The organism is Mycobacterium paraense (genome assembly GCF_002101815.1).
Classification (GTDB): domain Bacteria; phylum Actinomycetota; class Actinomycetes; order Mycobacteriales; family Mycobacteriaceae; genus Mycobacterium; species Mycobacterium paraense.
This window is the reverse complement of sequence record NZ_LQPM01000002.1, coordinates 36,588-59,137: the sequence shown is the minus strand read 5'-3', so window position 1 is coordinate 59,137 and position 22,550 is coordinate 36,588. Positions and strand designations below refer to the sequence as shown.

The following is a 22,550-nucleotide window of genomic DNA, read 5'->3' as shown; positions in this document are numbered from 1 at the left end:
CCGGAGCCGCTTGCCCGGGCGTGCCGCGGACGCCGGACGACGGGCATGTCCCTGCTGGCGCTATGACGGCCCCCCTGCGTAGGCTAGGGGCGTGCGTGACCACCTCCCGCCGGGTTTGCCACCCGACCCGTTCGCCGACGACCCCTGCGATCCGTCGGCGGCGCTCGAAGCCGTCGAGCCGGGGCAACCGCTGGATCAGCAGGAGCGGATGGCGGTCGAGGCCGACCTGGCGGATCTGGCAGTGTACGAGGCCCTGTTGGCGCACAAGGGCATTCGCGGGCTGGTGGTGTGCTGCGACGAATGCCAGCAGGACCACTACCACGACTGGGACATGTTGCGGGCCAACCTGCTGCAGCTGCTCATCGACGGCACCGTCCGTCCGCATGAGCCCGCCTACGACCCCGAACCGGACTCCTACGTCACGTGGGATTACTGCCGGGGATATGCCGACGCGTCGCTCAACGAGGCGACCTCGTCAGACGCGGACGGCTTCCACCGCCGCTAACCGCGGCGCTAATCGCCGCTAGGGCGTTTCGTCCGGTGCCACCGAGGACGGCGTGGACGAGTGGCCGTGATGCCGGTGCCGACCCGAGGACGGACTCGTAGTCGGAGTGACCGCGGGGCTTGTCGGGCTCGTCGATGCGCTCGGCGCCGGAGCCGTCGTGCTGGCCACCGACGGCGGTGTGGTCGTCGGACCGGGCGCGACTGACGTCGTCGACGACGCCGCCGGCGGCTTGGGCTTTGGCGCCGCGGGCGGCATGGTCGCGTTGGGGTTGCGCGACTCCACGCGGGTGTTGAGCAAGTTCACCTCGTCCAGCAGATCGTTCCGGCTGGCCCCGTCGTTCATGGATTGGACGGTGCTGCTGACCTGGGCCAGCTGATCCTGCGCCTGCGTCCACTGACCCTGGTCGATCATTTGCTGAACCTTCGCCAGTTCGGCCTTGGCGGACAGCTCGATCTGGCTGTCGTTGACCCGCGGCTGGTCGAAGAACATCGCGTGCAGCCCGTACAGCGCGTCGCCGGGACGGGCCTCGACCACCATGGCGCCAAAGCCGCTGAGCGCCAACAGGGTTGCGGCCACCGAACCGATCGTCGCCAGGCCGCGGCGCGCGCGCTTGCGCTCGGCGAGCCCGGTGTGCAGCGCTTCGATCGCCTCCTCCGGCGCCACCAGCGCGCTGGCCGGCGGCCACCGCAGGTCGTCGCGCCAGTCCTCCAGCAGAACCGCCAGCGCTTCGAAATTGGGGTCGTTGGCGTCGTCCAGGTCGACCGGCCGGCGCTCGGCGATCGCGTCGAGGAGCAAGTCGGTTTGGGCGAATTCGTCGAGGGATTCAGGCATAGTCACCCGCCGCGATGATTTCGGACTTGAGCCGGTTCAGCGCCCGGTGCTGGGCCACCCGGACCGCGCCGGTGGTGCTGCCGACGGCGGCGGCGGTCTCCTCGGCGGACAGGCCGACGACCACGCGCAGGATCAGGATCTCGCGTTGCTTGGCGGGCAGGATCTCCAGCAACTCGTTCATGCGGCTGACCGAATCGGCCTCGATGGCCCGCTGTTCCGGCCCCGCCTCGGGAGACCAGCGCTCGGGAACGGTCTCCGCGGGGTAGGCGCGGTCACGGCCGGCGGCCCGGTGCGCGTCGGCGATCTTGTGGGCCGCGATGCCGTACAGGAAAGCCAGGAACGGTCGCCCGCGCTCTCGGTACCGCGGCAGCGCCGTGATGGTGGCCAAACACACCTCCTGAGCCACGTCGTCTGCTGAGAGGCCGCCCCGTTCGACTGTGCCGACGCGCGCCCGGCAATATCGCACGACGATCGGACGGATGGTCTCCAGCACCTCCCGTAGGGCGTTCCGGTCTCCCGCCACGGCCTCCGCAACCACAGCGTCGAGACGTTCCCCTTGAATTGTCATCGACGGCGGTATCTCCAACGTTACGAACGGGACACATCGCGGGCTAACTGTCGAAATGACAATAACGGGCGCAAGGCCGATTTAAGCGGAACGCCACGCGCCCCCGGCGCGCCGCACCTGGCCTGCACAGATATCGCGAATTTCCTGCAAATTTTGTGCTGAAAACGTGACACTTTCGATGTCAATCAGCAAGCAGGCCAACGCCCAACGAAGCGGCGTCAGGTTGAGCCGGCCGGTGGCGTCCAGCGCCGACTCCGCGACCGCCCGGGCGCGCTCGATCTCGCCGGCGCTGCACAGCGCGGCGGCCAACACCACCTCGCTCTTCACCCGGTGCCGCGCCGACGGTTGGCCCGTCGCGCCGGCCAGCTCCACCGCCTCCTCGGCGTGCCGCACGGCCGACCAGCCGTCGCCGGAGGCCATCGCCAGCTCCGCGGCCACCCACCCTCGGCGCACCGGCAGTCGCTCGGGGACCGTGCCGGGCGTCAGGTCCACGCGACGCAACAACGTTGCGGCGGCGGCGAACCGGCCGATGCCCAGCGCGTCGGCCGCCAGCCCGATCAGCGCGTCGGCGCGGGCCTCGGGATCCCCGCCTGCCAGCGCCAGCGCGCGCCCGTCCCAGCCCCGCGCCAACGTGTGCCAGCCGAGCTGACGCAGGAACGACCCGTGGGTGCTGTGCGCCAGCGACGCCCACCGGCCGTCGGAGGCGCTGCGCCGCAGCACCGCGAGGTCGCGGTAGGCGCTGCCGTAGCGGCCCTGCCCGCCCGCCGCGACGGCGCGCAACCACAGTTGCTCCGGGCCGCTCGCCGCCGGCAGCGGCCAGCCGCCGGGCCGGTCCCCGAACGCGGCCGCGGCCAGTGTGTGCTGAATCACCGAAGTGTGACGAGTTTCAATCACGGTGATAGTAGTAAACACTTCGTGCTGATCGTGTTACCGAACTGTTAATCGCCATGCGCCGCGTACTAATTGGTCTCGCTCCCCCTTCGCCCGCTGAGCTGGGAAATCTCGGTTCGGCCAAGTGCCTGGTAGCACGGTTTTCGGTCGTCAAATGGGTGGCAGATGAACGGCGAGTTAAATTTGCTACAACGCTTACATATTTTGCCGACCTAAGTGGCTATTGACGGAAATTCGCCCGCCCCCCTAAGTTCTAGGTTTGTCGGGTAGTCATCGGTGACGCCACTCCAAAATCAGTTGCACAACCGCTTTTCGGGCGCTTCGCGACCCGTCCTTCTGGGCGTGCCGTGCAGAGAGGGAACGATCCTATGCCACAGCCTGAGCAGCTACCTGGCCCCAACGCCGACATCTGGAACTGGCAACTGCAAGGCCTGTGCCGCGGGGTCGACTCGTCGATGTTCTTCCACCCCGACGGCGAGCGCGGCCGCGCCCGCATGCAGCGCGAACAGCGCGCCAAGGAGATGTGCCGGCAGTGCCCGGTGATTCAGGAGTGCCGTTCGCACGCGCTGGAAGTCGGTGAGCCCTACGGCGTTTGGGGCGGCCTGTCGGAATCCGAGCGCGACATGCTCCTCAAGGGCGACATCGGCCGCAGCCGCGGCATCCGCCGTTCGGCCTGATTGAACAGTTCGGCCTCCCGCCCCGTGTCCTAGGGGTGGACTCGGCCGCCCGCCGGTCGTGCCCATCGTCGACCTGGCGTCGAGACCCCCTGCGCCGCGTCGGTTCGCTCAGTGCACGGGAGGCGTGCGGTGGCCCGACAGTCACAACCTTTTCCAGATCGCCTACGAACCACCCTCGGACAGCAGGAATGGCTGGACCGGCCGAGTTACCGGGTCGAGCACGGTCTGACCTTTCTTTTCGCCGCCCTGGGCCGCTACCGGGACCGGGTCAGCAACGCGCTGCACGGCACCTGGCTCGGTCATCCGCTGCACCCGGCGCTGACGTCCGTGCCCACCGGGGCGGTGGCCACGACGGTGGCCATGGACGCCGCCGGCCTGCTGCCGGGTCGCGCGCCGGGATGGCGTGACGCGTCGAGGTTCGCGTTGGGCGTCGGGATCGTCGGCAGCGTCGGCGCGGCCGCCACCGGCCTGACGGACTGGCAACACACCCACGAGCGGTCGCGGCGGATCGGCCTTGTCCACGGGGCGCTGAACGGCGTCGCGACGGTCCTGTACGCGGTGTCGTGGTGGGACCGTCGCCGCAACCGTCACCTGCGTGGCATGGCGAGCAGCGCCCTGGGTTATGGCCTCACCCTCGGTAGCGGGTATTTGGGTGGCGCGTTGGTGTTCGGGTCGGCCGCCGGGGTCGATCGCGCCGGCGCCAGGCTGAGCGGCGACCGCTGGACGCCGGTGCTGCCGGCGACGGCGCTGGACGGCCAGCCGCGGCGGGTCGAGGTCGACGGCGTCGGCCTGGTCCTGTACCGCAACGACGGCCGGGTGCTCGCCGTCGGTGAGCGCTGCCCGCACCTGGGCGCGCCGATGGGCGACGGCTGGATCGACCGCGACCGCATCGTGTGCCCGTGGCATGGTTCCAGGTTCGCGTGCGAATCCGGGCAGGTGCTGCGCGGTCCGGCGACGGCGCCGCTCCCGAGCTACCCGGTGCGGGTCCGCGACGGGCTGGTCGAGGTGCGCGGAGTCGCGAAATGAGCGCCTACGACGTGCTTTTCGAACACCACAAGGTCTTGCGCGGGCTGTGCGAGCAGATCACCGCGATACCGCCGGACGCCGATGAGCGCCAAAGCGCACTGGACGAACTGTTGATCGAGCTGGACATCCACATGCGGATCGAGGACGACCTGTTCTATCCGGCGGTCTCGGCGGCAACCGAACTCGTGGCGATCGCCCACGCCGAACACCGGCAGGTCTGGGATCAGCTTGCCGTGCTCCTTCGGACGCCGCCGACCGCACCCGGTTATGAGGACGAATGGCGCTCGTTCGTCCTGGTGCTGGACGCCCATGCCAGCGAGGAGGAGCGCGACCTGTGCCCGCCCCCAATCGATTTGGACGGCGACATGCTCGAGGCACTGGGGAATCAGATGGTCGAGCGCATCGCCCGGTTGCGGCAATCGGACCTGCACAAGCTGCGGGTGCGGGGCCGCAAGGCCTTGCTCAGCGCGCTGTAGCCGTCAGCTCGCCGCGCCGGTCTCCGCCGTCCACTGCGCGTACTCGTTGCCGGCCGCGAGGTCCCAGAACGTCGACGTGTGCAGCGAGCCGTCGTCGCCGAACCTGTAAATCTCGATGCTCTGAATGACGGCCGGCTCGCCGTTCACGGCGCCCGAGTTGCGAATGACGGCCGCGCCGGTCGCGCCGCACACGTAGAGCAGGTCGATGCCCAGTTTCCAGTCGGCGTTCGGCGAGGCGTCCCACACCTCCCCCATGACGTCCCACCCGCGTTTCACCGGCGTGCCGACGGGGTCCTCCATCGTGACCTCACCCGGCACGACGCGCTTCCAGTGCGCGAGCCACGCCTCCTTGTCGCCGGCGTTCCACAACTGGACGTGCCGCTCGAGCGCGGCGCGGATCTCCTCGGCCGTGGGTGCTGACATGTCGTCCTCCTAGTCCGGCCCCCACCTGCGTCGAGCATTGCGCGCGGCGGCGGGTTTGCATAGGGGCCGCGGCTCGTTTCGGCTTTCGCCAATTGGGGTAGGTCCGGTCAATGAATAAAGGTTTAGTGTTTGCCGCCGCGGCACTGACCGCGACCGTCGCACCGTTAGCCGCATGCGCCAACCAGAGCGGTAACCAGTCCGCGACGTCGTCCAGCGCGCCGCCGGGCACCGAGCGGATGACCACGCAGGTGAAGAGCTCCGACGGGACTCAGGTCGCCACCGCCACCTTCGATTTCGCGAACGGCTACGCGACCGTGACCGTGGAGGCCGGCCCCAATCAGGTCCTGAGCCCCGGTTTCCACGGGCTGCAGATCCACTCGGTGGGCAAGTGCGAGGGCAGCGATTTCAGCTCCGCCGGAAGCGTGTACCAGGCGCCAGGCCACACCGGTTACCCCGCCAGCGGCGACCTGACCGCGTTGCAGGTGCGCTCCGACGGTTCGGCGAAGCTCGTCACGACCAGCAACTCGTTCACCGCCGCGGACCTGAGAAGCAGCTCGGGCACCGCGCTGGTCATCCACCAGAGCGCGGACAACCTCGGCTCCGCCCCCGCCGGCGAGTCGAGCAAGCACATCGCTTGCGGTGTGATCGCCGCGGCGTCGGCGACGACGACGTCGTCGACCACGGAGACGACGAGCGTCACCACGGTCACGACGACCACCGCCGTGCCACCGCCGTCGACGAGCACCAGCACCAGCACCGTCACGGTCACCAGCGCCCCGACGGTCACGACCACGCCGAACTACACCGTGACGACGCCTCCCAGCCTTCCGCCCAGCCGCTGACCGACGTGGTCAACCCGGCTAGCGCCAGCAGCGATCCGGTCCGTCCCGAAGACGCCGCGGCGAACGCCGCGGTCGTCGGTTCGGTGGGGACGGTGGCCAGCGCCGCCGTCGCCGGTTCGGCGGGCACGGTGGCCAGCGCCGCGGTGGCCGGATCGGCGGCGACCGTGGCGAGTACGGCGGTGGCCGGATCGATCGCGACGGTAGGCAGCGCGGCCATCGCCGGCAGCATCGCGTGTGTGGCGTGCGCCTTGTGCCGGCGTTGTGTCGCGTGTCTGGGCTGCTTCGGCTGCACCAATTGCGTTGGGTGCGTGGGGTGCTACAACTGCTCGGGCGTGCGCTTCGCCGCCGGGCTTCGCGACGTGCACGTCTGACGCGCCGGCGCGTCAGAGGTTCGTCGGATTGGCGAGGGTGCCGGGTGCGCCCGCGCCGCGTTCGGTGAGCAGGTGGTGCATCTTGGTGGCGTCCCGCGCGGCGGCCACGGCGGCCCGCAGGTGCCACTCGTCGCCGTCTTCGGTGTAGGCGACCATCTGCCGCGCGGCAAAGCTGTACAGCGATTGGATCATCGGGAGGTTCCTCTTGCCGGCCACGTCGGCGATCCACAAATAGCTCGACGCCTGCCTGAGCGCCTCGGCCAACTGCGGTTCCGGGACCACAACCACACGCTCGCACACGGGCCCCGCGCGGAGTTCGCCCGGCGTCCCGCTCATATGCCTCTCATATTTTTGCCGCGATCGGCGAAGGCGGCGGCGGGCGCGGCCCCACGCCCCTACTGTGCTGACATGCAGACGGTGCTCTTCACGCTCGGATTGGTCCTGTTTCTCCTCGGCCTGCTCACCGGGTTTGCCATTCCCGCACTGAAGAACCCCCGCATGGGGCTGTCCAGCCACCTCGAGGCGGTACTCAACGGCATGTTCCTGGTGGTGCTCGGCCTGCTCTGGCCACACATCCACCTGCCCGCCGCGTGGGGGATCACGGCGGTCGCGCTGATCGTCTATGCCGCCTTTGCGAACTGGCTGGCGACGCTGCTCGCCGCAGCATGGGACGCCGGCCGCAAATTCGCGCCGATCGCGGCGACCGACAACGTCGCCTCGGCGGGCAGGGAAGGGTTGGTCGGCTTCCTGTTGGTGTCGCTCGCGGTGTCGATCGTGGCCGGGGTGGGCATCGTCATCGCCGGGCTCTGACGGCCACACCTCCGGGTCAGCTCGCGCCGGCCGCGATCACCTCGTCCACCTCGCTGGCCCGGTCGGCCATCTCGGCGTGCGCCTTGTCGAGCGCGTCGGCCTGGTCCTCGTCGGCCTTCATCAACGCCTCGATGTCGAAGCCGGCCATGTCGAGCACGCCCATGTCCCGGAAGGCCTGCTGGACCTTGTCGCCCCACAACCCGATGTCCTTGACGATCGGCACGATGCGGCTGAACAGGTGCGAGCGGAACTGGATCATCAGCGGCGACGAGTCGACCCACTCGGCGCACGCTTGGACGTCCATGCCGAGCGTCTCGAAGACCTCCTCGCCGCGGAACCGGTCGCGCATCAGGTAGCAGGCGTCCACGACGAACTCTTCCCGCTCGTCCCGTTCGGCCTTGGTCAGCGCGGCGTAGTAGTCCTTGAGCGAGATGCGGCCGAAGGCGACGTGCCGGGCCTCGTCCTGCATGACGTAGGCCAGCAACTGCTTGGCCAGTGAGTCCTGCGGCGCCATGTCGCGCAGCACCCCGAAGGCGGCGAGCGCGAGTCCCTCGATGAGCACCTGCATGCCGAGGTAGGGCATGTCCCAGCGCGAGTCGCGCAGGGTGTCGTCCAGCAGCGCGGTCAGGTGCTTGTTGATCGGGTAGACCAGGTCGACCTTCTCCTGCAGGAACCGCGAGAACGCCTCGACGTGCCGGGCCTCGTCCATGGTCTGGGTGGCCGCGTAGAACTTGGCGTCCAGGTCCGGGACGACTTCGACGATCTTGGCGGCGCACACCATCGCGCCCTGCTCGCCGTGCAGGAACTGCGAGAACTGCCAGGCCTGGAAGTGCTGGCGCATCTCGGCGCGACGCGCGTCGTCGGCGGCGTCCCACATCGGGCTGCCGAACAGCGGGTGGAATTCGTCGGGCAGCCCGACCGGGTTCATCGGGTCGACGTCTTGCGCCCAGTCGATGCGCGACTGGGCGTCCCACTGCTTGTCCTTCCCCTTTTGGTAGAGGGACAGGAGCCGCGCGCGGCCGTCGTCGTACTCCCACGTGAAGCGCGCGTCGCCGACGCTGGGAACCTCCCACGAGTACGGGGTCGGCACCTCTGTGTACTTGTCCTTGGTGGTCACGGACGGCCGCCTTTCTGCCACGTATGACCAGTGGTCATATGACGAGTATCACAGTGCACCCGAGCGCGGGGGCGCGTCAACCCTGTCGAAGGAGCCCGTCCCCGACCACCGGGGCGGACTAACCGTGTACGAAGGTGACGGTCTCGTCGAGCGGCGCCCGCCCGGTTCGTGCGTAGCCGACGGCTGGGTCCTCATACCCGATCGACCTGCCGCAGAAGAGGATCAGCCCGCTTCCCTGGTCGCCGTCCTCGTTGCCAACCCAACCAGAGACCGAGCCTCACGCCCAATGCACATGACGCCGACCGTGGGGCTTATGCATGAAAACCGTTGGGCTTTCGTACGTTAGCCCCACGGCCCAGCGGGCGTCGACTTCTCCTTCAGGGCTCGGGATCAGCCGAGGGGCGAGCTCCGCTGGCCGATCTTGTCAGTCGTTTCCATCGGAACCCTGGTGCCGTTGAGAAACAGACTCAGCAGGCTGAACCACGCAATGGTGGCGATGTATTTGCGCGTGGTCGTGGTCCCGAACCTGTCGAGCAGAGACCGCAACGTGTCGTCCGTCAGCGTGGCGGACGTGAGGAGCTCATCGGTGGCCGCGATCAACAGCCGATAGTCGGCGTCGAGGTCAGCCAGCCCCCCAGGGGCGTCGCCGGCGACGGCGTCTATCTCGGATGCCGTGAGGCCCGCGTTGCGGGCCATCAGTTCGTTCGCCTGCCACTCGTAGGGGCAGTTGAGTACCGACGCGGCGCGCAAAATGATGACCTCACGGTGCTTGGCGTCGATGTCTGGCTCACCAAAGACGGCCTTCACCATGCCGATCAGCGCGGGAAAGAAGTCTCCCGTCCCGCTCATCATCTTCAGGACGTTCAGCGTGGTGTCGGGGTCATACCCATCGCCGATGGATCGAGCGATCTCGTCCTCGTCCGGAAGTGGAACGACGACCGATGAGTCGTACGCAGCAGGCTTTCCCATGGGTCCTTTCTCCTCACTGTTCCGCAGAGTCGACGTTAGTGCGCAGCATTGCGAGTGAGCATCACGGACGGCCAAAAGAGAAACACCCCCGGCGATGAACCGGGGGTGTTTCCTTGGCACTACCTAGTGATGGTGGTGGTGATGCCCATGCCCATGGCCGTGGCCGTGGTCGTCGTCCGCCTCCGCGGGCTTGTCGACGACGGCCGTCTCGGTGGTGAGCACCATCCGGGCCACCGACGCCGCGTTGACGACGGCCGAGCGGGTCACCTTGACCGGGTCGATGACGCCTGCGCCGAGCAGGTCGCCGTACTCGAGCGTCTCGGCGTTCAGCCCCTGCCCGACGGGCAGCTCGCTGACCTTGTTGACCACGACCGAGCCGTCGAGCCCGGCGTTGGTGGCGATCCAGTACAGCGGGGCCGCCAGCGCCTCGGAGAACACGTCGACCCCGAGCGCCTCGTCGCCGCTCAGCGTCCCGCGCAGTTCCTTCAGCGCCTTGCGGGCGTGGATGAGCGCCGTTCCGCCGCCGGCGACGATGCCCTCCTCGACCGCGGCCTTGGCGGCCGCGACGGCGTCCTCGACGCTTTCCTTGCGCTCCTTGAGCGCGGTCTCGGTCGCGGCACCGACCTTGATGACGGCCACGCCGCCGGCCAGCTTGGCCAGCCGCTCCTGCAGCTTCTCGCGATCCCAATCCGAGTCGCTCTTCTCGATCTCGGCGCGCAGCTGCTTGATGCGGGCGTCGACCGCGTCCTTGGAACCGCCACCCTCGACGATGATGGTGTCGTCCTTGCTGACCACCACGCGGCGGGCCGAGCCCAGCACGTCGGTGTCGACCTCGCGCAGCAGCAGCCCGGCGTCGGGGTTGATCACCTGGCCGCCGGTGACCACCGCGAGGTCCTCGAGGAACGCCTTGCGGCGGTCGCCGAAGAACGGCGCCTTGACCGCGACGGCCTTCAGCGTCTTGCGAATCGAGTTGACCACCAGGGTCGCCAGGGCCTCGCCCTCGATGTCCTCGGCGACGATCAGCAGCGGCTTGCCCGATTCGGCGATCTTCTCGAGCATCGGCAGCAGGTCGGGCAGCGAGCTGATCTTCTCCTGGTGCAGCAGGATCACCGGGTCGTCGAGCACGGCCTCCTGCGAGTCGAAGTCGGTCACGAAGTACGCCGACAGGAAGCCCTTGTCGAAGCCGACACCCTCGGTGAACTCCAGCTCGGTGCTCAGGGTCGAGGACTCCTCGACGCTGACCACGCCGTCGGCGCCGACCTTGGTCATGGCCTCGCCGACCAGCTCGCCGATCTGCGGGTCGCGCGACGACACCGTCGCCACCTGCGCGATGCCCTCCTTGCCGGCCACCGGGGTGGCCTCCGCGAGCAGCGCCTCGGACACCGCGTCGCCGGCCTTGCCGATGCCGACGCCGAGTGCGATGGGGTTGGCGCCGGCGGCGACCATGCGCAGGCCGTCCTTGACCAGCGCCTGCGCCAGCACGGTCGCGGTGGTGGTGCCGTCACCGGCGACGTCGTTGGTCTTGGTGGCCACCGACTTGACCAGTTGGGCGCCCAGGTTCTCGAACGGGTCCTCCAGGTCGATGTCGCGTGCGACGGTGACGCCGTCGTTGGTCACCGCCGGTCCGCCGAACGCCTTGGCCAGCACCACGTGCCGGCCGCGCGGGCCCAGCGTCACCCGCACCGCGTCGGCGAGCTTGTTCACGCCGGCCTCCATGGCGCGGCGCGCGGTTTCGTCGTACTCGATAACTTTGCTCATCAGGTTCCTTCGTCCCGAACGCATGCCGCCCCGGAAATCACCCGCGGTGGTGTGCGGGGATCGCCGGGGCGGTACACGGTCCTTACTTGGATACGACAGCCAGCACGTCGCGGGCGGACAGGATCAGGTACTCCTCGCCGTTGTACTTGATCTCGGTGCCGCCGTACTTGCTGTAGATGACGGTGTCACCCTCCGAAACGTCCAGCGGGATCCGCTTCTCGCCGTCCTCGTCCCACCGGCCCGGGCCGACTGCGACGACGGTGCCTTCCTGCGGCTTCTCCTTGGCGGTGTCAGGAATGACCAGACCGGACGCGGTCGTGGTCTCGGCCTCGTTGGCCTGCACGAGAATCTTGTCCTCGAGTGGCTTGATGTTCACCTTCGCCACGATTGGAGCCCTCCACTAGTTTGTCGGGTCCGGGGCACGGTGCCCCGGCCGGAATTGGCGGTCGGTCCGGGGCAAGCCCCGAACCGCCCGAATTATCAGTTGATCCAGCATCCATCCGTTGCCCGAGCGCCGTCGTCGCGGGTGCCGGCGCAGGGCGTGGCCGATTGCCACCTAGCACTCTATACATGCGAGTGCTAGCACTCAAGGGCGCCCCGGTGCTTCTGAAACATTGGCGTGTCCGCGCTGAGCGAACATCAGTTCACCTGCGCTTTTACCACCGGCAGGCCGGGGTCGCTGGGCACGTCCAGGGGCGAGGGCGGCGCGCCCGCGGCCACCAGGTGCGCCGCGAAGGCGGCGATCATCGCCCCGTTGTCGGTGCACAGCCGGGGGCGGGGGATCCGCAGGGTCAGCCCCGCGGCCGCGCAGCGCTGCGTGGCGAGCTCCCGCAGCCGCGAGTTCGCGGCCACTCCCCCGGCGATGAGCAGCGTCGAGACGCCCAGCGCGGTGGCCGCGCGCACCGCCTTCATGGTGAGCACGTCGGCGACGGCCTCCTGGAAGCCGGCGGCGATGTCGGGGGTCGCCGCGTCGGGATGGCTCTCGACGTACCGGGCGACGGCGGTCTTCAGCCCGGAGAAGCTGAAGGCGTACGCGTCGTCGGCCGGGCCGGTCATGCCGCGCGGAAAGGCGATCGCGTCGCGGTCGCCGGTGCGGGCCAGGTCGTCGAGCACCTTGCCGCCCGGATAGCCCAGCCCCAGCAGCCGCGCCACCTTGTCGTAGGCCTCGCCGGCGGCGTCGTCGACGGTGCTGCCCAGCTCGATGATCGGTTCGCCGAGGGACCGCACGTGCAGCAGGTGCGTGTGCCCGCCGGACACCAGCAGCGCCACGCACTCGGGCAGCGGCCCGTGCTCGTAGACGTCGGCGGCCAGGTGCCCGCCCAGATGGTTGACGGCGTAGAACGGCACGTCCCAGGCGGCCGAATACGCCTTGGCGGCGGCGACTCCCACCAGCAGGGCCCCGGCCAGCCCGGGCCCGATGGTGGCCGCGACGACGTCGGGCTTGTCCAGGCCGGCGGCCGCCAGCGCGCGGCGCATGGCCGGGCCCAGCGCCTCGAGGTGCGCGCGGGAGGCGACCTCGGGGACGACGCCGCCGAAGCGGACGTGTTCGTCGACGCTGGAGGCCACCTCGTCGGCGAGCAGGGTGACGGTGCCGTCGGAGTCCAGGCGCGCGATGCCGACTCCCGTTTCGTCGCAGGAGGTTTCGATGGCCAGGATGACGGTCATTGGGGTTCCCGCCGCATCGTGTACGCGTCGGCGCCGCTGATTCGGTAGTAGCGCTTGCGCAGGCCGATCTGCTCGAATCCCGTGCTGCGGTACAGCGCGATGGCCGCCTCGTTGTCGGTGCGCACCTCGAGGTAGACGGCGCCGCCGTCGGCGAAGGCGAGCAGTTCGTCGAGCAACCGGCGGCCGATGCCCCGGCCCTGATAGGCCGGGTCCACCCCGATGGTGTGCACCTCGTACTCGAACGGCGGGGTGCGGCCCAGCCGCGAGATGCCTGCGTAGCCGACCAGCGTGCCGCCCACGCGGGCGGCCACGTAGTGGTTGTGCTTGGCGGCCAGTTCCCGGTTGAACGCGACCGCGGGCCACGGATCGTCGCCGGGGAACAGCTGCGCCTCCAGCTCGGCGCAGCGCGCGGCGTCGGCGGGCGCCAACGCGCCGAGGGTCACCGGCTCGCTGGGGGCGGTCATCGGGGAGCCGCCAGGGGTTTGGCGTCGGGCCGGCGCAGATAGAGCGCCACGAGCGGCAGCGGGCGCTCGGACCAGTCGGGCACCGCCGCGACCAGGCCGGCGGGCGTCGGGTGGACGGGGCCGCAGACGGGCAGGCCGAACAGCGCCGCGTGGTCGGGCGAGCCCGCCACCGCCCGCGCCGGCCCGGGGTCGACGTCGGCGGGCGCATCGACTCCCGGTCCCGCCATGCGGAAGCCGTCGCGGTAGCGCGCCCAGTACACCTCGCGGCGGCGGGCGTCGGTGACCACCAGGACGTCGCCGCTGGTGCGCACCCCGATCGCGTCCAGGCTGCACACCCCGCGCACCGGGATGCCCAGCGCGTGGCCGTAGGCGGCGGCGGTGGCCATCCCGGCGCGCAGGCCGGTGAACGGGCCCGGCCCGCAACCCACCACGACGGCATCGAGGTCGGCCATCGTCAGCCCGGCGTCGGCGAGGGCGGCGAGCGCGTTGGGTGTCAACCGCTCGGCGTGTGCGCGGGCGTCCACGGTGACCCGCTCGGCCAGCACCTGATCGGGCAGCCGTACGACGCCGGCGGTCACGGCCGGGGTCGAAGTGTCCAGGGCGAGAACGAGAGTCACGGCCCACCCCATTCCCAGGTGGCGATCCGCACGTCGGACTGGCTGACCCGCTCCAGGCGGACGTCGAGGTGCCGCTCGGAGAGGCGTTCGGCGAGTCCCTCACCCCACTCGACCACGACGACCGCGTCGTCGAGATCGGTGTCGAGGTCGAGGGAATCGAGCTCGCCCAGCAGGTCGGCGCGGCCCTGATCGAGGAGCCGGTACATGTCGACGTGGATCATCGCCGGCGCGCCGGACCGCCGCGGCGGGTGCACCCGGGCCAGCACGTACGACGGCGACGTGACCGGCCCGTCGACGTCCATCGCCGCGGCAATCCCCTTGGCCAGCACCGTCTTTCCCGCTCCCAGCGGGCCGGAGAGCACCACCACGTCACCGGCCCGCAAGTCCCGGCCCAGCCGCGAGCCGAGCGCGACGGTGTCCTCAACGCGCTCGAGCGTGGCCGTGCCGCCCTCACCCCGCGGCGATCGCAAGCGCGGCGCAGCCGGGCGCGGCGGGTCGACGCCCTCACCCATGGCGCCGCAGCCGTTGCTTGAGCCGCCGGTACCGCAGGGCCCACTTGCCCGGGACGGCCCGCCGCACCAGCCGAACCAGCCCGTCGTTGATGGCCTCTGGCTTGTCCAGCAGCGCCAGGTGGCTCGCGCCGCTGACGATGACCAGCTCGGAGCGCGGCAGCGAGGCCGCCATCTTCCGCGAGTATTCGTCCGGGGTGAGCAGATCGTGGTCGCCGCAGGCGATCAGCGTGGGCACCCTGAGCAACGTCCACAGCCCGGCGGTTTCGTCGTGCTTTTCCAGCGCGTCCAGGAAGCCCACCATGGTGGCGATGGGGGTGCCGTTCATCATCCGCTGGGAGAACGCGTCCAGGCTCCGGCTGACCTGCAGGTCGCTGTAGGACGCGGCGCGCAGGATCGGCCCGATCAGCGACCGCGACACGTTGCGGCCGCGGTGCATCAGCTTCGGCGCGGAGCGGGCGGTGAACCGGAACGCTTCCAGCGCAGGGTTTTTCAGGATCTCGCCCAGGGGCGAGCGGGTAACCCCCTCGGCCGCCGAGGAAATGATCGCGGCGCCGACGATCCTGCTGCCGTAGTGCTCGGGGAACTGGCGGGCGTGCGACAACACCGTCATGCCGCCCATCGAATGGCCGACCAGCACGACCACCCCGCGCGGGGCGACCTCGGCCAGCACGGTCTCCAGGTCCTCGCCCAGTTGGGTCAGCGTGTAGGTCTCGGGCTCGGCGGCGCCGGAGCGCCCGTGCCCGCGCTGGTCGTAGAACACCATCCGCACGGGCGCGCCCAACCGGTTGGGCAGCCGGGTCCGCTGGAAATGGAAGGCGCCCATCCGCAGGCAGAAACCGTGGACGAAGACCATGGTCACGTGGGCGTCCACCGGCCCCGCCTCGCGCACGGCCAGCGGCACCCCGTCGGGTGTGGTCACCACGTAGGCGCGGTCGTGGTCGATCCGCTCGAAATCCTCGTCGGCGTAAGGGTCTTCGAGAGCGGTGGCGCGCTGGGTCATCGACCGGCGGGCGGAGGCCCCGACGATGGTGGCGACGGCGGTCACCCCGGCGCCGCCCGCAAGCCAGGCCCTGCCCCTCTGGCGCCTGCGGGTCCTCTCAGCGCTCAACGGTTTCGGCCTCGCGATAGGTTCTGGTGATCCGCCCCCGGGGGCTGGTGACCACTTCGTAGTGGATGGTGCCGAGCAGGTCGGCCCAGTCTTGCGCGGTGGGTTCGCCGCTGGTGCCGGGCCCGAACAGGATCGCCTCGTCGCCCTCGGCGACGTCGAGCGGCCCGGGACCCAGGTCGACCACGAACTGGTCCATGCAGATCCGGCCCGCGCCTGGCCGCCGCCTGCCGTTGATCAGCACCTCGAGGCGCCCGCCCAGCGAGCGGAACACACCGTCGGCGTAGCCGATCGGCAGCAGCGCCAGGTTGGTGTCGGTTTGCGCCGTCCAGGTGTGCCCATAGGACACGCTCTCGCCGGCGCGAATCGACTTCACCAGCGCGACGGGACATTTCACCGTCATCGCCGGGACCAGCCCCATGTTGCCGAGCCCGGGCACCGGGCTCAGGCCGTACACCGCGATGCCGGGCCGCACCAGATCGAAGGCCAGGTCGGGCCGCGACATCGTGGCCGCCGAATTCGCCAGGTGGGCAACCTCGAACCGCACGCCCTCGGTGCGCGCCAGCGCCAGCATGTCGGAAAGCCGTTGGGCCTGAACGTCGTTGATGGGGTTGTCGGGCTGGTCGGCGTACACCATGTGCGACATCACTCCCCGCAGCCGGATGGCGTCCTCGGCGACGGCGGCGCGCAGCGCGCTCAGCATCGCGGGGTACTGCGCCGGGGCGACGCCGTTGCGGTTGAGCCCGGTGTCCACCTTGACGGTCACCGTGGCCGTCCGCCCGGTCCGGCGCACGGCGTCGACCACCTCGTCGAGCTGGCGCACCGAGGACACGGCGATCTCGACATCGCCCAGCAGGGCCGGCGCGAAGTCGATGCCGGGCGGGTGCAGCCACGCCAGCACCCGCGCGGTGATGCCGTCGGCCCGCAGCGCCAGCGCCTCGTCGACGGTGGCGACGCCCAGCTCCGCCGCCCCGGCGGCCAGGGCAGTGCGGGCGACCCGCGTCGCGCCGTGGCCGTAGCCGTCGGCCTTGACCACGGCCATCACTCCCGCGCCGCCGGCGTGCTCGCGCAGCACCCGGACGTTGTGCGCGACGGCGCCCAGGTCCACGACGGCCTCGGCGAGGATGCCGGGCGTCAGGGATATCGGCGTAGCGGACACGCCCGCCATTGTCCCAGAAGCGCCGCAAGCGTCGTCGAGCGTCGACTTGTTGTCGGGGATTCGGCCTGATCAGCGCCACAAGTCGACGTTCGGCGCTGAACGCCTAGTGGGCGAAGTGCTGGGCGTCGTAATGCCCGCCCGGCTTGAGCTTGTCCAGCGACGCCAGCGCGCTGCGGGCGTCGTCGTGCAGCGCCCGGGCCAGGTCGGCGGAGAGCCCCTCGCGCACCACGATCCTCAGCACCGAGACGTCGGTGGCGTTGTCGGGCATGGTGTAGGCGGGCACCTGCCAGCCGTACCCGCGCAGCTCGTGGGAGACGTCGAATTCGGTGTAGCCGCGGTCCTTGGCCAGCCGGAAGCTGATGACCGGGATCGCCGAGCCGTCGGAAATCAGCTCGCAGTGCTCGCCTTCGCGCAGCTGCTCTCCGAGCCAGCGCGCCGTCGACGACAGGCTCTGCATGACCTTGGTGTAGCCCTCGCGGCCCAGGCGCAGGAAGTTGTAGTACTGGCCGACCACCTGGTTGCCGGGGCGGGAGAAGTTCAGCGTGAAGGTCGGCATGTCGCCGCCCAGGTAGTTGACGTGGAACACGAGATCCTCGGGCAGATGCTCGGCGCCGCGCCACACCACGAACCCGACGCCCGGGTACGTCAGCCCGTACTTGTGGCCGCTGACGTTGATCGACACCACCCGCGGCAGCCGGAAGTCCCACACCAGCTCCGGGTGCAGGAACGGGACCACGAAGCCGCCGCTGGCCGCGTCGACGTGCACCGGGACGTCCACGCCGCCGCCGGCCGCCAGCTTGTCCAGCGCCTTGCAGATCTGTGCAATCGGTTCCAGCTCGCCGGTGTAGGTGGTGCCGAGGATCGCGACGACGCCGATGGTGTCCTCGTCGACGGCGTCGACCACCTGCTCGGGGGTGATGACGTAGCGCCCCTCCTCCATCGGCAGGTACCGCGGTTCGACGTCGAAGTAGCGGCAGAACTTCTCCCACACCACCTGGACGTTGGAGCCCATCACCAAATTGGGAGTGCGCGTGCGCCAATCCTTTCCGACCTTCTGGCGCCAGCGCCACTTCAGCGCCAGCCCGCCCAGCATGACCGCCTCGCTGGAACCGATGGTGGACACCCCGATGGCGCTCGAGGGGTCGTCGTCCTTGAGGCCTTCGGCGTGGAACAGGTCGGCGACCATGCAGACGCAGCGCTGCTCGATGGCCGCGGTGGCCGGGTATTCGTCCTTGTCGATCATGTTCTTGTCGAAGGTCTCGGCCATCAGCTTGCCGGCCTCGGGATCCATCCAGGTGGTGACGAACGTGGCCAGGTTCAGCCGCGAGCTGCCGTCGAGCATCAGTTCGTCGTGGATGAAGCGGTACGCCGCGTCGGGATCCATGGACTCGTCGGGGAGGCGCAGCGCGGGCACCGGCGCGGTGAACAAGCGCGTGGTGTAGGCGGGGGCGATCGAGTGGGCGGGCACGGACGGATGGCGTGGCACGGCGGATCCTTTCGGGTGCTAGAGGGCGGCCAGGGCGGCCCGGATGTGCGGGACGATCCGCGACGACGACGTCGGCGCCTCGCCGGGGCCCGGGTCGGCGGCCGACAGCGCCGCCGCCCGCGCGTGCACGAAGGCCGCGGCCGCGGCGGCCTCGGCGGCCGGCAACCCCGACGCCAGCAGCGCGCCGATCATCCCGGACAGCACGTCGCCGGATCCGGCGGTGGCCGCCCACGACTGCCCGGCGGGATTGAGGTACACCGGGCCGCCGGGGGCGGCGATGATCGTCACGTTGCCCTTGAGCAGCACCGTGGCGCCGAACGTGTCGGCCAGCTTGCGGCACGCGCCGACGCGGTCGTCCCCCGGTGGGTTACCCGCCAGCCGCGCGAACTCACCCGCGTGTGGCGTCAGCACCGTCGGTGCGCTGCGATCGACAACGAGCTCGGGGTGGGCCGCCAGGATGGTCAGCGCGTCGGCGTCGACGATCACCGGCAGGTCGGTGTCCAGCGCGAACCACAGCGCCGCGGCGCCGGTCTCGTCGGTGCCCAGCCCAGGTCCCACGACCCAGGACTGCACGCGGCCGGCCGAGGCCGGGGTCGGCGACGCGATCACCTCGGGCCACTGCGCCAGGACCTGCGTGTGCGCGCTACCGGCGTAGCGGACCATGCCCGAGTGCGTGGCGACCGCGGCGCCGGTGCACAGCACGGCCGCGCCGGGATAGGTGGACGAGCCGGCCATCACCCCGGTCACGCCCTGGGTGTACTTGTCGTCGTGCGGCCCGGGCACCGGCCAGCGCGCGAGGACATCGGCGGCCTCGAAACCCAACACGTCGGTCTTCGGTAGGTCCAGGCCGATGTCGATCAGTTCGACGCGCCCGCAATCGGCCAGCGCGTGCACGGGTTTGAGCCCGCCGAAGGTGACGGTCAGCGCGGCGTGCACCGCGGGGCCGGTGATGGCGCCCGTCGCCACGTCGATGCCGCTGGGGATGTCGACGGCGACGACGGGGATGCCCGCGTCGTCCACCGCGGCGAACACCTCGGCCGCCGCGGGCCGCAGCGGACCCGAACCGGAGATCCCCACCACCCCGTCGATGACGAGATTGGTTGTGGGCGAGACACTTTCAACGATACGGCCGCCGGACTTGCCGAACGCGGCCAGCGCCTTGCGGTGGGTGCGCTCGGGGTTGAGCAGCACCGCGTCGGCGGCAGCGCCGCGGCGGCGCACGAAGGTCGCCGCCCATAGCGCGTCACCGCCGTTGTCTCCCGAGCCGACGACCGCGCACACCCGTCGTCCGGCGACCCCGCCCGCCCGGGCGGTCAGCTCGGCGAGGATCTCGGTCGCCAGCCCGAACGCCGCGCGCCGCATCAGCGCGCCGTCGGGCAGGCTCGCCAACAGCGGGGCCTCGGCGTCGCGGATCGCGTCAACGCAGTAGTAATGCCGCATCACCGCAAGCATTCCATGTCCGGGCGTACAGTCGCGGGCGGCTTGATCCAAACGGCAGACGGGGGGCGCGCATGGCCCGGACCGACAACGACACCTGGGACCTGAGTAACGGCGTCGGCGCCACCGCCACCGGCGTCGCGGTGGGGCGCGCGCTGGCCAGCCGCGCGCCCAACCCGCTGATCAACGATCCCTTCGCCGAGCCACTGGTGCGCGCCGTCGGCGTCGACTTCTTCACCCGGCTGGCCAGCGGCGAGCTGGATCCCGCCGAGGTCGACGACAACGGCGACTTCGGCATGGCGCGCATGGGCGACATGATGGGGATCCGCACGCGGTTCTTCGACGACTTCTTCATGGCCGCAGCCGATGACGGGATCCGCCAGGCGGTGATCCTGGCGTCGGGGCTCGACGCCCGCGCCTACCGGCTGCCCTGGCCGGCCGGGACCACGGTGTACGAGATCGACCAGGCGCGGGTCATCGACTTCAAGACGACCACCCTCGCCGGGCTGGGCGCCTCACCGATCGCCGAGTTGCGAACGGTGCCGGTCGACCTTCGCCACGACTGGCCCGCGGCGCTGCGCGCGGCCGGACTGGACCCCAGCCAGCCCACCGCGTGGAGCGCCGAGGGCTTGCTGCCGTTCCTGCCGCCGGACGCCCAGGATCGGCTGCTGGACAACATCACTGCGCTGAGCCCCGCGGGAAGCCGGCTGGCCACCGAGAACCTGCGTGGACCCAGCGACGCGGTGCAGATCATGGCCGATCGCATGCGTGACGTCACCGACCAGTGGCGCGAACACGGCTTCGACATCGAGATGACCGACCTGTGGTACACGGGCGAGCGCAACGACGTCATCGAGTACCTGAACGGCCACGGCTGGGCGACGTCGGCCCGCAGTGTCGCGAGCCTGCTTGCCGCCCAAGGCCTCTCGCTGCCTCCCGATGCCGACGAGGACACCGAGACGCTGAGCGGACTGCACTACGTCACCGCCAAACGCGCTTAGGCGAACGCGTCGGTCAGCCATTCGGTCATCGCCGCGGCCAGCGCCTCGTGGTTCTCGCGCTTGACGATCTCGTGGCCGTCGTCGGCGAACAGCAGGTAGCGCACGGTGCGGCCGGCTTGTCGCAGCGCCGCGACGATCTGCTCGGATTCGCCGACCGGGACGTTGGTGTCGTGGGCGCCGTGCACCACGAGCAGCGGCGCGGTCAGGGCGTCGACCCGGCGTAGCGGGGACAGTCGCTCGAGCAGTTCGCGGTCGTAGACCGGGTGGCCGTACTCCGGGTAGGCGGCAGCGGCGATCCACGGCTCGGTGTTGCGGTAGAACGTGGTCAGGTCGCTCATCCCGCAGATGGTGACGCCCGCGGCGAACAACTCCGGGTAGAACGTCATGGCGGCCATCGTGAGGTAGCCGCCGTAGGACCAGCCCGCACAGGCGATTCGGCTGGGGTCGGCCACCCCGTTGTCCACCAGGAAGCGCACGCAGTCGGCGACGTCGTCGATGGCCGCGAACCGCTTCTCCTTGTTGTCGGCGTGCACGAAGGTGCGGCCCAGCCCGCCGGAGCCGCGCACGTTCGGCGTCAGCACGCTGATCCCGGCGTTGAGCACCTCCGGGAAGATCTCGCTGTAGTCGGGCCGGGCCTGCCCCTCCGGCCCGCCGTGCAGGTACACCAAAGCGCCTGGGCGGGAAGCGGTTACGGAGGACCGGTACAGCCACGACGGCAGGTTCAGCCCGTCGCGCGCGGTGATCGTCTCCAGCGTGGGCCGCGCGGAAAAGCCGCGGGCCAGCGGGCCGCGGCTGGGTTCGCGGTCCACGAGTTGCCATTCCCCGGTGCGCGGGTCGACCAGTTCGACGGTGCGCGGCATCGCCGGGCCCTGCACGGTCATCGCCACCATCGAGCCTCCGGCGCTCAGCGACAGCTCGCCCGCGACGTCGCCGGGCAGTGGAATCGGTTCGGCCAGCGTGTAGTCGGTGTGGTCGAGTATCTGTAACTCGCTGCGGCCCTGCAGGTTCCACAGCAGCGCGACGGTGGACATGTCGGCGCTGACGGCGAACTCGTCGAGATCGCAGTCGGGGCGCTCGGCCACCACGAAGTAGCTCACGCCGTCCAGCGTGGCGACCACCTCGAGCAGCCGGGCGTGTTCGCAGCCGTTGTCGCTGATGAGCAGCGCGCGGAAGTATCCGTCGGCGCCCACGCCGGGGTTGTACAGCCTGGTCAGTTCGCCGGTCGGGCCGTAGCGCAGGCGGCGGGGATGGTGGTCGTCGAGGATGGCGCCCTTGGCCGTCACGGCCCCGGGATCGGAAGGCAGCAGCGCGATTTCGGTCTCCCCGTGCAGCATGACCATTTCCTGGTAGCCGCGCGGCCCGACCCGGATCAGCGCCGCGCCCGCCCACGCGTCGACCAGCCGGGCGCCCGAACGCCGGTCCAGCACGGCGCAGTCGCCGTCGGCCGGATCGATCAGGCACGACCGGCCCACCCCGTCCTCGCCCGTCAGGATGGCCGCGATCCGGGTGCCGTCCCACCCGATCAGCTCGGCGGTCCCGTCGTCCTCGCGGTCGGCGCGCCAGGCCATCCGGTCCTCGGGATCGGTGGTGACGACCCAGATCTGCCTGCGGGTGCCGCCCTCGGGGGCCACCTCGCAGGCCAGCCAGTGACCGTCGGCGGAGTGGAGGACCCGCGAGACCGGGCCCTCGACCGGCAGCTCGACGTTGCGTGCCGCGCTGAACTGGCGGCCGTGCAGGAAGCGCTGCACCGCATGGGGATAGCCGCCGTCGTCGACGAGGTGGGCGAACGCGGTGGCGTCGGGTGACAGCGATGCACCGTAGAGCGCGCGGACCCCCATCG

General features: G+C 70.3%; 26 protein-coding genes and 1 pseudogene. 7 read left to right on the top strand and 20 right to left on the bottom strand.

Translation table 11 applies throughout. The features are described from left to right. The first annotated feature begins 91 nt into the window (after window positions 1-91). Window positions 92-505, top strand: a complete 414-nt coding sequence (locus tag AWB89_RS00865; RefSeq protein ID WP_066907738.1) for a DUF5319 domain-containing protein — start codon at window positions 92-94, stop codon at window positions 503-505. An 18-nt stretch (window positions 506-523) separates the two neighbouring features. On the opposite strand, the gene AWB89_RS00860 is transcribed toward AWB89_RS00865, so the two are convergent. The 3 genes from AWB89_RS00860 to AWB89_RS00850 form a co-directional block, all read right to left on the bottom strand. Next, window positions 524-1,336 (bottom strand): anti-sigma-D factor RsdA, encoded by an 813-nt coding sequence (locus tag AWB89_RS00860; RefSeq protein ID WP_085171163.1) that lies wholly within the window; start codon window positions 1,334-1,336, stop codon window positions 524-526. Then, window positions 1,329-1,904, bottom strand: coding sequence for a sigma-70 family RNA polymerase sigma factor (locus tag AWB89_RS00855; protein WP_068235861.1), 576 nt, complete (start codon window positions 1,902-1,904; stop codon window positions 1,329-1,331). Before AWB89_RS00855 ends, AWB89_RS00860 begins: the two co-directional genes overlap by 8 nt. An 81-nt stretch (window positions 1,905-1,985) precedes the next feature. Beyond that, a complete protein-coding gene (locus tag AWB89_RS00850; protein ID WP_085171162.1) occupies window positions 1,986-2,798 on the bottom strand; it encodes a tetratricopeptide repeat protein in 813 nt (270 codons plus the stop codon). A gap of 365 nt (window positions 2,799-3,163) precedes the next feature. Here AWB89_RS00850 and AWB89_RS00845 point away from each other — a divergent pair, with 365 nt between their 5' ends. The 3 genes from AWB89_RS00845 (at window position 3,164) to AWB89_RS00835 (ending at window position 4,974) form a co-directional block, all read left to right on the top strand. Further along, window positions 3,164-3,472, top strand: coding sequence for a WhiB family transcriptional regulator (locus tag AWB89_RS00845; protein ID WP_068235825.1), 309 nt, complete (start codon window positions 3,164-3,166; stop codon window positions 3,470-3,472). Window positions 3,473-3,601: 129 nt separating this feature from the next. Next, window positions 3,602-4,498: a Rieske (2Fe-2S) protein gene (locus AWB89_RS00840; protein ID WP_085171161.1), complete on the top strand. Its 897-nt coding sequence runs from the start codon at window positions 3,602-3,604 to the stop codon at window positions 4,496-4,498. After that, window positions 4,495-4,974: a hemerythrin domain-containing protein gene (locus AWB89_RS00835; RefSeq protein ID WP_085171160.1), complete on the top strand. Its 480-nt coding sequence runs from the start codon at window positions 4,495-4,497 to the stop codon at window positions 4,972-4,974. The genes AWB89_RS00840 and AWB89_RS00835 overlap by 4 nt, the downstream gene beginning before the upstream one ends. Window positions 4,975-4,977: 3 nt before the next feature. Here the strand turns inward: AWB89_RS00835 and AWB89_RS00830 are convergent, their stop codons facing one another. Continuing rightward, window positions 4,978-5,397, bottom strand: a complete 420-nt coding sequence (locus AWB89_RS00830; protein WP_085096353.1) for a nuclear transport factor 2 family protein — start codon at window positions 5,395-5,397, stop codon at window positions 4,978-4,980. Between the two features lie 110 nt (window positions 5,398-5,507). Here AWB89_RS00830 and AWB89_RS00825 point away from each other — a divergent pair, with 110 nt between their 5' ends. Beyond that, complete coding sequence (locus AWB89_RS00825; RefSeq protein WP_085171159.1) at window positions 5,508-6,239, top strand: superoxide dismutase family protein; 732 nt, start codon at window positions 5,508-5,510, stop codon at window positions 6,237-6,239. On the opposite strand, the gene AWB89_RS28415 is transcribed toward AWB89_RS00825, so the two are convergent. Further along, window positions 6,181-6,456, bottom strand: a complete 276-nt coding sequence (locus AWB89_RS28415; protein WP_158089793.1) for a hypothetical protein — start codon at window positions 6,454-6,456, stop codon at window positions 6,181-6,183. The genes AWB89_RS00825 and AWB89_RS28415 overlap by 59 nt on opposite strands. A gap of 166 nt (window positions 6,457-6,622) precedes the next feature. After that, window positions 6,623-6,892 (bottom strand): hypothetical protein, encoded by a 270-nt coding sequence (locus AWB89_RS00815; RefSeq protein ID WP_158089792.1) that lies wholly within the window; start codon window positions 6,890-6,892, stop codon window positions 6,623-6,625. A 126-nt stretch (window positions 6,893-7,018) separates the two neighbouring features. On the opposite strand from AWB89_RS00815, the gene AWB89_RS00810 reads away from it, so the two are divergent. Beyond that, complete coding sequence (locus AWB89_RS00810) at window positions 7,019-7,420, top strand: hydrogenase (protein ID WP_085171156.1); 402 nt, start codon at window positions 7,019-7,021, stop codon at window positions 7,418-7,420. 16 nt (window positions 7,421-7,436) lie between these two features. Here the strand turns inward: AWB89_RS00810 and AWB89_RS00805 are convergent, their stop codons facing one another. The 13 genes and pseudogenes from AWB89_RS00805 to AWB89_RS00750 form a co-directional block, all read right to left on the bottom strand. Then, a complete protein-coding gene (locus AWB89_RS00805; RefSeq protein ID WP_085171155.1) occupies window positions 7,437-8,537 on the bottom strand; it encodes a ferritin-like domain-containing protein in 1,101 nt (366 codons plus the stop codon). A 118-nt stretch (window positions 8,538-8,655) separates the two neighbouring features. Next, window positions 8,656-8,763: pseudogene (locus AWB89_RS27800) on the bottom strand (nitroreductase); the annotation flags it as partial. Window positions 8,764-8,927: 164 nt separating this feature from the next. Beyond that, entirely contained in the window at window positions 8,928-9,506 is a 579-nt protein-coding gene (locus tag AWB89_RS00800; RefSeq protein ID WP_085171154.1) for a carboxymuconolactone decarboxylase family protein, read from the bottom strand. Between the two features lie 123 nt (window positions 9,507-9,629). After that, window positions 9,630-11,264 carry a chaperonin GroEL gene (gene groL / locus AWB89_RS00795; protein WP_085171153.1) on the bottom strand — a complete coding sequence of 545 codons (1,635 nt, stop codon included), beginning with the start codon at window positions 11,262-11,264 and terminating at the stop codon, window positions 9,630-9,632. An 82-nt stretch (window positions 11,265-11,346) separates the two neighbouring features. After that, window positions 11,347-11,649 carry a co-chaperone GroES gene (groES, locus tag AWB89_RS00790; RefSeq protein WP_007167930.1) on the bottom strand — a complete coding sequence of 101 codons (303 nt, stop codon included), beginning with the start codon at window positions 11,647-11,649 and terminating at the stop codon, window positions 11,347-11,349. Window positions 11,650-11,903: 254 nt separating this feature from the next. After that, window positions 11,904-12,929 carry a tRNA (adenosine(37)-N6)-threonylcarbamoyltransferase complex transferase subunit TsaD gene (tsaD, locus tag AWB89_RS00785; protein WP_085096370.1) on the bottom strand — a complete coding sequence of 342 codons (1,026 nt, stop codon included), beginning with the start codon at window positions 12,927-12,929 and terminating at the stop codon, window positions 11,904-11,906. Beyond that, window positions 12,926-13,393 (bottom strand): ribosomal protein S18-alanine N-acetyltransferase, encoded by a 468-nt coding sequence (rimI, locus tag AWB89_RS00780; protein WP_085171152.1) that lies wholly within the window; start codon window positions 13,391-13,393, stop codon window positions 12,926-12,928. Before rimI ends, tsaD begins: the two co-directional genes overlap by 4 nt. Continuing rightward, window positions 13,390-14,022: a tRNA (adenosine(37)-N6)-threonylcarbamoyltransferase complex dimerization subunit type 1 TsaB gene (gene tsaB / locus AWB89_RS00775; protein ID WP_142282388.1), complete on the bottom strand. Its 633-nt coding sequence runs from the start codon at window positions 14,020-14,022 to the stop codon at window positions 13,390-13,392. Before tsaB ends, rimI begins: the two co-directional genes overlap by 4 nt. Beyond that, window positions 14,007-14,522, bottom strand: coding sequence for a tRNA (adenosine(37)-N6)-threonylcarbamoyltransferase complex ATPase subunit type 1 TsaE (gene tsaE / locus AWB89_RS00770; protein ID WP_085171151.1), 516 nt, complete (start codon window positions 14,520-14,522; stop codon window positions 14,007-14,009). Before tsaE ends, tsaB begins: the two co-directional genes overlap by 16 nt. After that, window positions 14,515-15,567, bottom strand: a complete 1,053-nt coding sequence (locus AWB89_RS00765) for an alpha/beta fold hydrolase (RefSeq protein ID WP_170929101.1) — start codon at window positions 15,565-15,567, stop codon at window positions 14,515-14,517. Before AWB89_RS00765 ends, tsaE begins: the two co-directional genes overlap by 8 nt. Before the next feature lie 52 nt (window positions 15,568-15,619). Then, on the bottom strand, window positions 15,620-16,786 hold the full coding sequence (gene alr / locus AWB89_RS00760) for an alanine racemase (protein ID WP_193791097.1): 1,167 nt from the start codon (window positions 16,784-16,786) through the stop codon (window positions 15,620-15,622). 103 nt (window positions 16,787-16,889) lie between these two features. Next, a complete protein-coding gene (gad, locus tag AWB89_RS00755; protein ID WP_085171150.1) occupies window positions 16,890-18,272 on the bottom strand; it encodes a glutamate decarboxylase in 1,383 nt (460 codons plus the stop codon). 18 nt (window positions 18,273-18,290) lie between these two features. Beyond that, window positions 18,291-19,712, bottom strand: coding sequence for an NAD(P)H-hydrate dehydratase (locus AWB89_RS00750; protein ID WP_085171201.1), 1,422 nt, complete (start codon window positions 19,710-19,712; stop codon window positions 18,291-18,293). A 71-nt stretch (window positions 19,713-19,783) separates the two neighbouring features. Between AWB89_RS00750 and AWB89_RS00745 the strand changes: the two genes are divergently transcribed. Continuing rightward, window positions 19,784-20,710: a class I SAM-dependent methyltransferase gene (locus AWB89_RS00745; protein ID WP_085171149.1), complete on the top strand. Its 927-nt coding sequence runs from the start codon at window positions 19,784-19,786 to the stop codon at window positions 20,708-20,710. Here the strand turns inward: AWB89_RS00745 and AWB89_RS00740 are convergent. Beyond that, window positions 20,707-22,548, bottom strand: a complete 1,842-nt coding sequence (locus tag AWB89_RS00740; RefSeq protein ID WP_085171148.1) for an alpha/beta hydrolase family protein — start codon at window positions 22,546-22,548, stop codon at window positions 20,707-20,709. The genes AWB89_RS00745 and AWB89_RS00740 overlap by 4 nt on opposite strands. Window positions 22,549-22,550: the final 2 nt, after the last annotated feature.

Coding starts and splice junctions, on each gene's coding strand:
- groL (WP_085171153.1), bottom strand. CDS start 11,264: ATGAGCAAAGTTATCGAGTACGACGAAACCGCGCGCCGCGCCATGGAG.
- tsaB (WP_142282388.1), bottom strand. CDS start 14,022: ATGGGGTGGGCCGTGACTCTCGTTCTCGCCCTGGACACTTCGACCCCG.
- tsaD (WP_085096370.1), bottom strand. CDS start 12,929: ATGACCGTCATCCTGGCCATCGAAACCTCCTGCGACGAAACGGGAGTC.
- AWB89_RS00740 (WP_085171148.1), bottom strand. CDS start 22,548: ATGGGGGTCCGCGCGCTCTACGGTGCATCGCTGTCACCCGACGCCACC.
- AWB89_RS00830 (WP_085096353.1), bottom strand. CDS start 5,397: ATGTCAGCACCCACGGCCGAGGAGATCCGCGCCGCGCTCGAGCGGCAC.
- AWB89_RS00835 (WP_085171160.1), top strand. CDS start 4,495: ATGAGCGCCTACGACGTGCTTTTCGAACACCACAAGGTCTTGCGCGGG.
- AWB89_RS00845 (WP_068235825.1), top strand. CDS start 3,164: ATGCCACAGCCTGAGCAGCTACCTGGCCCCAACGCCGACATCTGGAAC.
- rimI (WP_085171152.1), bottom strand. CDS start 13,393: ATGACCGCCCCCAGCGAGCCGGTGACCCTCGGCGCGTTGGCGCCCGCC.
- AWB89_RS00750 (WP_085171201.1), bottom strand. CDS start 19,712: ATGCGGCATTACTACTGCGTTGACGCGATCCGCGACGCCGAGGCCCCG.
- AWB89_RS28415 (WP_158089793.1), bottom strand. CDS start 6,456: ATGGCCGCGCTGCCTACCGTCGCGATCGATCCGGCCACCGCCGTACTC.
- AWB89_RS00745 (WP_085171149.1), top strand. CDS start 19,784: ATGGCCCGGACCGACAACGACACCTGGGACCTGAGTAACGGCGTCGGC.
- AWB89_RS00810 (WP_085171156.1), top strand. CDS start 7,019: ATGCAGACGGTGCTCTTCACGCTCGGATTGGTCCTGTTTCTCCTCGGC.
- AWB89_RS00825 (WP_085171159.1), top strand. CDS start 5,508: ATGAATAAAGGTTTAGTGTTTGCCGCCGCGGCACTGACCGCGACCGTC.
- AWB89_RS00800 (WP_085171154.1), bottom strand. CDS start 9,506: ATGGGAAAGCCTGCTGCGTACGACTCATCGGTCGTCGTTCCACTTCCG.
- AWB89_RS00855 (WP_068235861.1), bottom strand. CDS start 1,904: ATGACAATTCAAGGGGAACGTCTCGACGCTGTGGTTGCGGAGGCCGTG.
- AWB89_RS00860 (WP_085171163.1), bottom strand. CDS start 1,336: ATGCCTGAATCCCTCGACGAATTCGCCCAAACCGACTTGCTCCTCGAC.
- tsaE (WP_085171151.1), bottom strand. CDS start 14,522: ATGGGTGAGGGCGTCGACCCGCCGCGCCCGGCTGCGCCGCGCTTGCGA.